This is a genomic window from Streptomyces sp. NPDC047072, assembly GCF_040643855.1.
In the GTDB taxonomy this organism is placed as follows: Bacteria; Actinomycetota; Actinomycetes; order Streptomycetales; family Streptomycetaceae; genus Streptomyces.
In genome coordinates this window covers 1-8,531 of sequence record NZ_JBEYVC010000282.1, presented here as the reverse complement: position 1 = coordinate 8,531, position 8,531 = coordinate 1, and the positions used below count along the sequence as shown (strand labels likewise).

Genomic DNA, 8,531 nt, shown 5'->3' with positions numbered 1-8,531 from the left:
CCGGTGTTGTGCATCTGGAAGGTCTGCCGCCCGGCCTTGGGCGCGGTGAAGCCCTCGCCGCGGCCTCGGCCGCGCTCACGCCGCCCCCGCCGCCACCCCCTCCGCAGTAACCGCAGTAGCCGCCGCCACCGCCGCCCCCACCTCCGCCACCGCCCCCGGAGGACCGGCTGCCGCCGCTGGAGCGGCTGTGGTTGTAGCGCTGCTGGCAGGACATCGACCACACCTCGGCGCACATCCCGTAGCTGCTCGTCGCGGCGCTGGAGTGGCTCGCGGCGGACGAGGAGGCGTGGCTGTGGGACGAGGAGCTGGACGAACCCCAGGAGGACAGCGAGTTCAAGCCGTCGGAGATGCTCTGGGAGAGGCTGGAGCAGTACGCGATGCAGGCGCCGATCAGGGCCGAGCCCAGGAGGTAGGCACCCTCGGCCTCACCGATGCACAAGTCCCAGAAGCAGTGCCCGCTGGGGTCGGTCCTGGTGAGCGGATCATCGCCGGCGTATCCGTACGGGTTGGCGTCCGCGCTCTCCCCCACCGCCGAGTTCTCCACCGTGTCCGCGGAGTCGAAGCTCCCGGTGCCCGGCGTGTACCACCGCGCGTGCATGTTCACGTCGCCGGTCGCCGCGTCCGTGAACCCGCTCTGGTAACCGACGCTTCCGGTGAGCGTGGAGGCGATGGCCGTGCCCCACGGGTCGTAGCTCGCGGAACCGGTCAACGCGGTGCCGGTCGCGGTGAACTGGCCGATGAGGTCGCTGTGCAGGTCGGTCAGCGCGAGGGTGGCCCCGCTCGCCGAGGACTCGCCGGTGAGGGCACCGGAGGGGTCCCGGCTGTAGGCCGTGGCGCCGTCGGAGGCGACGTCGTTGGCGGTGCCGGAGTAGGAGAGGTGCGTCGAGCCGACCGTGACGGCGCGACCCAGCGCGTCGTACGAGGACGCCGTCGAACCCGCCGTGATCCGCTGGCCGTACGCGTCGAAGGTGTACGTCGTGGCGTCCCTGGCGGCGAGGGTGCCGCGCGCCGTGTAGGTGTAGTTGTGCGTCCCGTCCGACACCAGCTCGTCCCGCGCGTCGTACGTGTACGTCGTCGAGCCCGCCGTCAGCCGGTTGCCGTCGGCGTCGTAGGTGTAGCCGGTGGTCGTGGACCCGGAGGTCCAGGAGGTGAGGCGGTTCGCGTAGTCGTAGGCATAGGTGTTGCTGGAGGCGCCCTGCACCCCGGTCGTGGTCCTGCCGGTGAGGTTGCCGTTGTCGTCCCAGTCGTAGGCGACCGAGGCGACGGTGGTGCCGGAGGCGGTGGCGAGGGTGTCGGTCTTCTCGCGGTGCTGGGAGTCGTAGCCGAAGGTGCGCACGTCGCCCGAGCCGCCGTAGGCGACCGTCCTGGTCTGCGACAGGCTGTTGTAGCCGTACGTCAGTGTCGTGCCGGTCGCCGCGTCCGTGTCGGTGCTGAGCCGGCCGTCGCTGTCGTAGGTGTAGGTGCTGGTGCCGGAGGCGTCGGTGCGGGTGAGCGGGGACTCGTCGGCGTCGTAGGTGAAGGACGAACTGCCCGCCTGGCCCGAGGTGTTGAGGATGTCGCCGCGGGCGTTGGTGTCGTAGTACTCCCAGGTGTCGCCGACCGCCGAGGCCACCAGGTCGCCGTTGAGGGAGTACTGGAAGGTGCGGGTGGCGGTGGGCGCGTCGGCGCCCGTGGCGCTCTGTCCGGTGAGGTCGTCGAGGGCGTCGTAGGTGTTGGTCGTCGTGACGCCGCCGGGGTCGGTCTGGGTCACGAGGCGGCCGCGCTCGTCGTAGGTGTAGCCGGTGGTCCGGTCGGCGTCGGAGGTGTGACCGGCGACGGCCGGGACCTCCTTGCTCGCGGGCAGGCCCAGCGCGTTGTAGGTGTAGTACGTGGTGGCGCCGTTGCCGTCGGTGTACGAGGTGCGGTGCCCGGCCGCGTCGTAGCCGAACTTCGTGGTGAGGGAGGCGGAGTCGCCGACCGGCTCGGTCTGCTGGGTGAGGTCGCCGAGGGCGTCGTACGCGTAACTCGTCGTGTGGTGACGGGCGTCGGTGGCGGTCTTGAGGAGACCGTCGTCCGTGTACGTCGCCGAGGTCGACGACAGCACGGTGCCGGCGGAGTCCAGGTTCGCGGTGGCGGTCCGGCGCCCGGCCGCGTCGTAACCGGCCGTCTGCGCGGTCCGGTCCGGCAGCAGCGTCTTGGTGACGTCGTCGCGCAGGTCGTAGGTGTACGTGGTGGTGTCGCCGGTGGTGTCGGCCACCGTGTGGGTGCGGCCCAGGGCGTCGTAGGTGTAGTTCGCGGTGACCCCGCTGACCGAGGCGGTCCGCGCGACCAGCCCGGCGCTGTTGTACGTGCTGTCGGTCTCCTGCTTCGTCTGGGCGCCGGCCGAGGTGTACACGTACGCCCAGGTGCCGCTCGCACGGCCGAGGTCGTCGTAGGTGTGGTGGGTGACGGAGCCGTAGGGCGAGGTCTCGGTGAGGCGGTTGCCGGCGAGGTCGTAGGCGGAGGTGACGGTGCCCCGGGTGGCGGTGCCGGAGATCGTGATCGCCGGGTTGGTCTGCTTGACCAGGTCGCCCAACTGGTCGTAGGCGTAGTCGGTCTCGCCCTTGGCGTCGGTCTCGCTCAGGACATCGCCCTCGGCGTCGTAGGTCCAGGCGGTGGTGGCCGAAGTGCCGTTGTACGACGGCAGAGTCGTGCCGGTCTTCCGGCCGTCCCGGTCGTATGCGGTGGCGGTGATACGGCCGCCCGGGTCCTCGGCCTCGGTGCGGTCGCCGAAGGTGTCGTAGCCGTTGAGGGTGACCGGGTACACCTGGGCCGTCGCGCCCGTGCCGGGTGTGGTCGCGGTGATCGCCGGACTCGTGGTCGAAGTGAGGCGCCCCGCCTCGTCGTTGGCGTAGGAGGTGACCTGGTTCTGCGCGTCGGTCGAGGTGACCTTCAGGCCGCGGTCGTCGTAGGTCGCCTTCGTGGTGAGGGTGAGGGAGCTGTCGACGTACTGGGCGGCGGAGAGCGGGTCGCCCGCCGCGTCATAGGTGTACGTCCACTTCTGGGCGGGGTCCCCGGCCGCGTCGGTCTGCGCGGAGGTCAGGACGTGGGAGTCCGCGTCGAAGGTGTACGCGGTGCTCCGGGCGAGCGTGCCCGGGTCGGCCGTGGTGGCGGTCGTGCGGTCGGCGGCGTCCACGGTGTACGTCGTGGTGAGGGTGCCGCCCGCCGTGGTCCGCGCCGTGAGGTTGCCCGCGTCGTCGTAGGTGTCCTGCTCGTCGACGTAGGCGGTGCCCAAGGAGCCGGTGCGGGTCGACTGCTCGATCAGGCCGTTGTCGTAGTAGGCGTAGGTGGTGGTCACCCCGATCGCGTCGGTGACCGTGTACAGCCGCCCGCCCTCGTCGTACGTCCGGGTCTCCAGCAGCTTGGCGGCCGGGTCGTCGGCGGTGTCGTCGGAGCCGGTGTAGTCGGTCAGCGTCGTGGTCAGCGGGCTGCCGGCGGCGTTGTACGTGTAGGCGTACACCTGCCCGTCCGGATCGGTCTCGCCCGTCTTGTTGCCGTAACTGTCGTAGGTGTACGAGGTCGTGTACTGCTCGGGATCGGTGACCGACTTCAGCTGTCCGAAGGCGTCGTACGTCCGGGACGTCGTACGGGTGGTGTCCCCGCCGGTGGTGTCGGAGACGGCCGTGCTGAGCGTATGGCCGTCCGCGTCATAGGAGTTGGTGGTCAGGGCGGTGTGGACGACGGCCTGGTTCACGGCGTTCGTCGTGCCGGGGTCCAGCTCCGTGAGGGTCCTGCCGAGCGCGTCGTAGGTGTAGCGCGTGACCAGGGCCGCCGGGTAGGTGTCCGAGATCTCGGTCTTCGTCAGCACCCGGCCGAGGGAGTCGTAGGTGAAGCGGGTGATCAGGCCGAGCGGTGAAGTCGCCTGCGCCAGATCGCCGTTCGCGTAGTAGAGGTACGACGTCACCGCGCCGCCGGGCGTGGTCGTGGACGCGAGCAGCCCGGCCGGGGCGACCGTCCCGGAGACGTAACCGGCCGTACTGGTCGTGGTGTACGTCTTCTTCGTCGTCAGGCCGGCGCTGTGGCCCGTGACCGCCGGAGTGGTCGAGGTCAGCTGATTGCCGTTGGTGTCATAGGTGTTGACGGTCCGGTAAGTGGTGTCCGTGGAGCTCGACGACCGCCCGTCGGACGAGGTGAGCAGCTGGTCGTTGCGCGGGTCCGTGTCGGAGTCGGCGTTCAGGTAGTAAGTGAAGTACGAGGTCGAGCACTTGGAGGCCGACTGGTCCTGGCAGGTGGTGCGGGAGACCACGTCACCGCGGGAGTTGTGGCCGGTGGTGGTCACGTCCCCGTTGCCGTCGGTCGTCGTGTAGAGGAAGCCCGAGGTGTCGTAGCCGTAGGAGGTGGTGGCCCCCGTGCCGTCCGTGTCGGTCAGCATCCGGCCGCCGTCGGACAGGTCGTAGGTACTGGTCAGCGTGTGATGGCCGGGGTCCGTCACGTCCACGGACTCGGTGGCGATGGTGCCCGTGGACTGCTTGTAGGCGTTCCACTGGCCCGCCACCTGAGCCGACGTCAGATTGTGGTCGTAGAAGGCGACTTCGGCGAGCGAGCCCTTGAAGTAGCTGACCTCGCCCGGGGAGTCGAGCCAGCTCTTGGCGAAGCCCGCGCCGATGTAGGTGTAGGCGTTGGACTGGTCGTTCGGGGTGCCGGAGAAGGTGTCCTGCTTGGTGCCGTCGAGGAACATCGCCTGGCTGTCGTCGTCGCAGCTGAGGACCGCGTAGTGCCAGGAGTTGTCGTTGACCTTCCCGGTGGAGCCGAAGTCGGAGCTGCCGGAGCCGCTCACGCTCCACCAGTGGCCGTGCAGCTTGCCGTCCGAGCCGACGTACAGCACCGGCGTCCAGCTACCGGAGGCCGCCGTGGCCCCGTCGATTTGCACCGACTGGTCGCCGATCAGCACACCGGAGGTGGAGGTCTTGAACCAGATGCCCACCGAGCGCTTGGTACCGGAGTGCAGCAGCTCGGGCGGGACGGAGACGTAGGAGTCGGTGCCGTCGAAGGAGGCGGCGGTGCTCGCGGTGCTGTCCTTCGCACCGAAGGGCCCGCTGACGCCGAGGGTGACGTTGTTGTACGTGCCGTCGCCGCCGTTGACCTCGTCGGCCGCGTAGGTCGCGGAGCCGCCGTCGTCGGCGTCGCCGAGCTGCCAGTACCCGGCCGGGTCGGCGCCGAGCACCGTGCCGCGGAAGACGGCGCTGGAGCCGGCCACCGTCGGGGTGCCGAGGTGCCAGGTGCCGCCGTGCTCGTCGGTGACGTCGGTCAGCCGGTCGGCCGCGGTGTCGTACGAGACCGCCGCGACGGTACGACCGGTCGGGCTCGCCGCCTTGGTGAGCAGGGCCGCGCTCGCGGTGCCGCTCGCGTACAGGTCGCCGGCCTGGGAGGCGGTGATCGGGTGGCTGTAGAAAGAGACGTCGGCGAGGGAGCCGGTGAAGTAGCTGACGTCGCCCGGGGAGTCGATCCAGGAGGTGGCGAACCCGGCGCCGATGTAGGTGTAGACGTTGTCCTGATCGTCGGGCGTACCCGAGAAGGTGTCCTGCTTGACGCCGTCCAGGTAGAGGGTCTGCGTGGCGCCGTCCGAGCTGAGCACCGCGTGGTGCCAGGCGTTGTCCGTGACGGTGCTCGTGGAGCCGAAGTCGGAGCTGCCGGAGCCGCTGACGCTCCACCAGTGACCGCGCAGCTTGCCGTCCGAACCCACGTACAGCACAGGTGTCCAGGTGCCGGAGGCCGTGGTGCCGCCGACCGCCTTGGACTGGTCGCCGATCAGGACGCCCTTCTTGGCCGTCTTGAACCACAGGGAGACCGCCCTGGTGGTGCTGGCGTGCAGCAGCCCGGCCGGGACCTTGACGTAGCCGGTGCCGGCGAGGGTGGTGGCGGTGGCCGAGGAGCCGGTGAGCGGGCCGACGGTGGAGCCGAGCGTGGCGTTCTTGTAACTGCCCGCGTCCGTCTGCTCGTTGGCGAGCACCGAGGAGGCGGCGGTGGTGGCGCCGGAGGCCTCGTCGAGTCGCCAGTAGCCGCTGGGATCGGCGTCCAGGGCGGCGGAGGGGTAGTTGGAGCCGTCGACGTAGGTGTAGGCGTGGCAGGAGGTCGACGCGGTCGCCGGGCTGGTCGCGGTCGGCGGGCAGACGGAGGTGAGCCGGTCGCCGGTGTAGCCGTAGCTCCACAGGGCCGCGGTGGAGGTGTCTCCGCTGGTGGCCGCGTCCGTGGTGACCGTCTGCACGTGGTAGTGGGCGGCGCTCGACGGCTTGGCCCAGGTGAGGAACAGGGTGCGCCCGGAGACGTCGCTCTTGACGGTGCTCAGCCGGTGCGAGGAGTCGTAGGTGAGCGACTCGGTCAGCCCGGCGTGCGTCTTGATCTGCGACAGCAGCCAGATGTTGGTGCCGCCCGAGGTGCCGAAGGTGTACGTCGTGCCCGAGGTCTCGGTCAGCGAGTACCCGGCGGACAGCGCCTTGAAGGTGCCGTATGTACCGATGGGCGGGGCGTATCCGGACGCAGACCAGCCCCAGCGCTGGCGCTTGCCGCCGTCGTCGGTGACGACCACGCTCTTGGAGCCGTCGTCGTCCATGACCGCGCGCATGTCCGCGAGCGCCGACCAGCCCGCGCCGAACGCCCCCGAGGTGCTGGTGTCCAGGGAGTTGTAGGAGCGGGTGACGTCCAGGGACGGGCCGACGGTGGAGACGGAGGCGTCGGTGGCGGCCGTGGTGAAGTTGCCCGCCTCCTCGTCGTAGCCGTGCCCACCGTTCTGCGCGAGACGGGAGGCGATCAGGGGCTGCGCCACCAGTGTGGACAGGGACTGGGTGGCGCTGGTCGTGGTGGACCAGCCGTCGTTCGCGGAGACCGTCCAGTAGTACGACTTCGACCAGTCCAAGTCCCCTGACGGCACGGTCCACTTGGTGGAGGTCTGCCAGCCGGAGGTGTCGATCTGCGTACCGGAGGAGGAGTAGACGGCGAAGTCGTACTTGAGCGGGGTGGTGGGCCAGGAGTCCGGGTCGACCGCCTTGACCTGGAGCTGCGGGCGCAGCGAGGGGGAGGTGAAGTTCGCCTTGGGATAGGTGTGTTCGATGTCCGGGGCGGAGTTCTTGCTGTACGTCACCGTGATGTAGGGCGAGTGGCTGTCGACCTGGTCCGAGTCGAACTTCTTCCACTGGTTCGAGCTCGTTGCCGAGGAGAAGACCGACAGACCGTAGTTCTCCGTCTGGCCGAGGGCGATCTTCTGGAACCAGTCGGTGTCCAGGTCGGTGGTCTGCCACTGGCCGGTGCCGGTGGACACCGAGGTGTTGCCGCACACCGTGTCGGAGACCGTCCCCGACCAGGTGCCTATGGAGGAGGACGTGGCGGGCCGGTCCGACCAGGACTTCTGGCCGGTCACCCACCACTGCTCGGTGATCGGATACACGTTGTACGAGGTGGACGAACTGCACGTGTACGCCCACACGTTGAACAGATGCAGGTCGGCGTCGGTGATGTGGTACCCGTCGGTGTCCGGCAGCCCGAGGAACTTCATGAACGCCTGCCCGATGTACGAGCCGCCGTCCGGGGTGCCGACGCGCAGGATCGTGTCGGACGAGTAGTCGGCGGTGTTCGGGTAGTAGACGTACGTCGTCAGGGTCTGCCCGGCGGTGGTCACCGTCATCGTCGGGTCCACGGTCACCGGGAAGGCGATGTCGGATCCGGCGAGCCAGGAGGGGTCCAGGGTCATCTTCACGGCGGGCGTGCCGTCGACCTGGGTGACGCTGTAGGTCATGGCCCAGTTGTCGTGGGACTCGCCGGTGGCGGGGTCGACGTACGAGTCGCGGGCGAAGGGCTGCGGGAGGGTGGCCATCACCGTGCCGCCGGCGTCGACGAGTTCGACCGTGCCGTCCGAGGCGGTGGTCAGGCTCAGCCCCTTCAGGGCCATGGGGAAGACCCAACTGGTCGGCGCGTCCGCCGAGTTCAGGACCAGGGACTCCTTGACGCCGTCGGCGGTGGGGGCGAGCACCAGGTCGGTGTCGGGGAGGACGCCGTCGTAGGTGACGGAGTCGGAGTCGCCCGAGGCGGTGCCGGTGACCGCGCTCGCGCCGGCCAGCGACCAGGAGACCGACTCGCTGTCGGAGAGGGTCAGGGTGGCGAGGTCGCCCTGCGCGGAGGTGCCGGAGGTGACGGACGGGCTGGGGCTCGGGGTGTCGTCGGCGGCCGTCGTCTTCCAGGTGAAGGCGGCCGGTTCGACGGTTCCGCCGGTCCGGGCCGTGCCGGTGGCGGGCGCGAAGGACACCCCGAGGGAGTTGGACCGCTCGTGCCAGCGGCCGTCGGAGCGCTGGGCCACACCGGTGTCGATCGACTGCCAAGTACCGGACTTGTCCTGGTAGTTGATCCGGTTCTCGGACATCTTGCGGGTGAAGGAGCCGTCGGCGTTCTGGAAGTAGTCGAACTTCGCACCGGACTTGGCGGCGACCCGCTTGCTGGTCCTCGCGTCGAAGCCGGCGGCGACGCTGGCGGAACGTTCCTTCTTCGCCTGGGCGCTGGGCGCCCGCCAGGCGTCGAGCTGCCCC

Annotated in this window: 1 protein-coding gene; it reads right to left on the bottom strand. The window is 69.8% G+C overall.

What is annotated here, in order from left to right; translation table 11 throughout:
- Window positions 1-8,531: LamG-like jellyroll fold domain-containing protein (locus tag ABZ896_RS50750; protein WP_360945661.1), on the bottom strand; the 8,531-nt coding region annotated here is incomplete at both ends.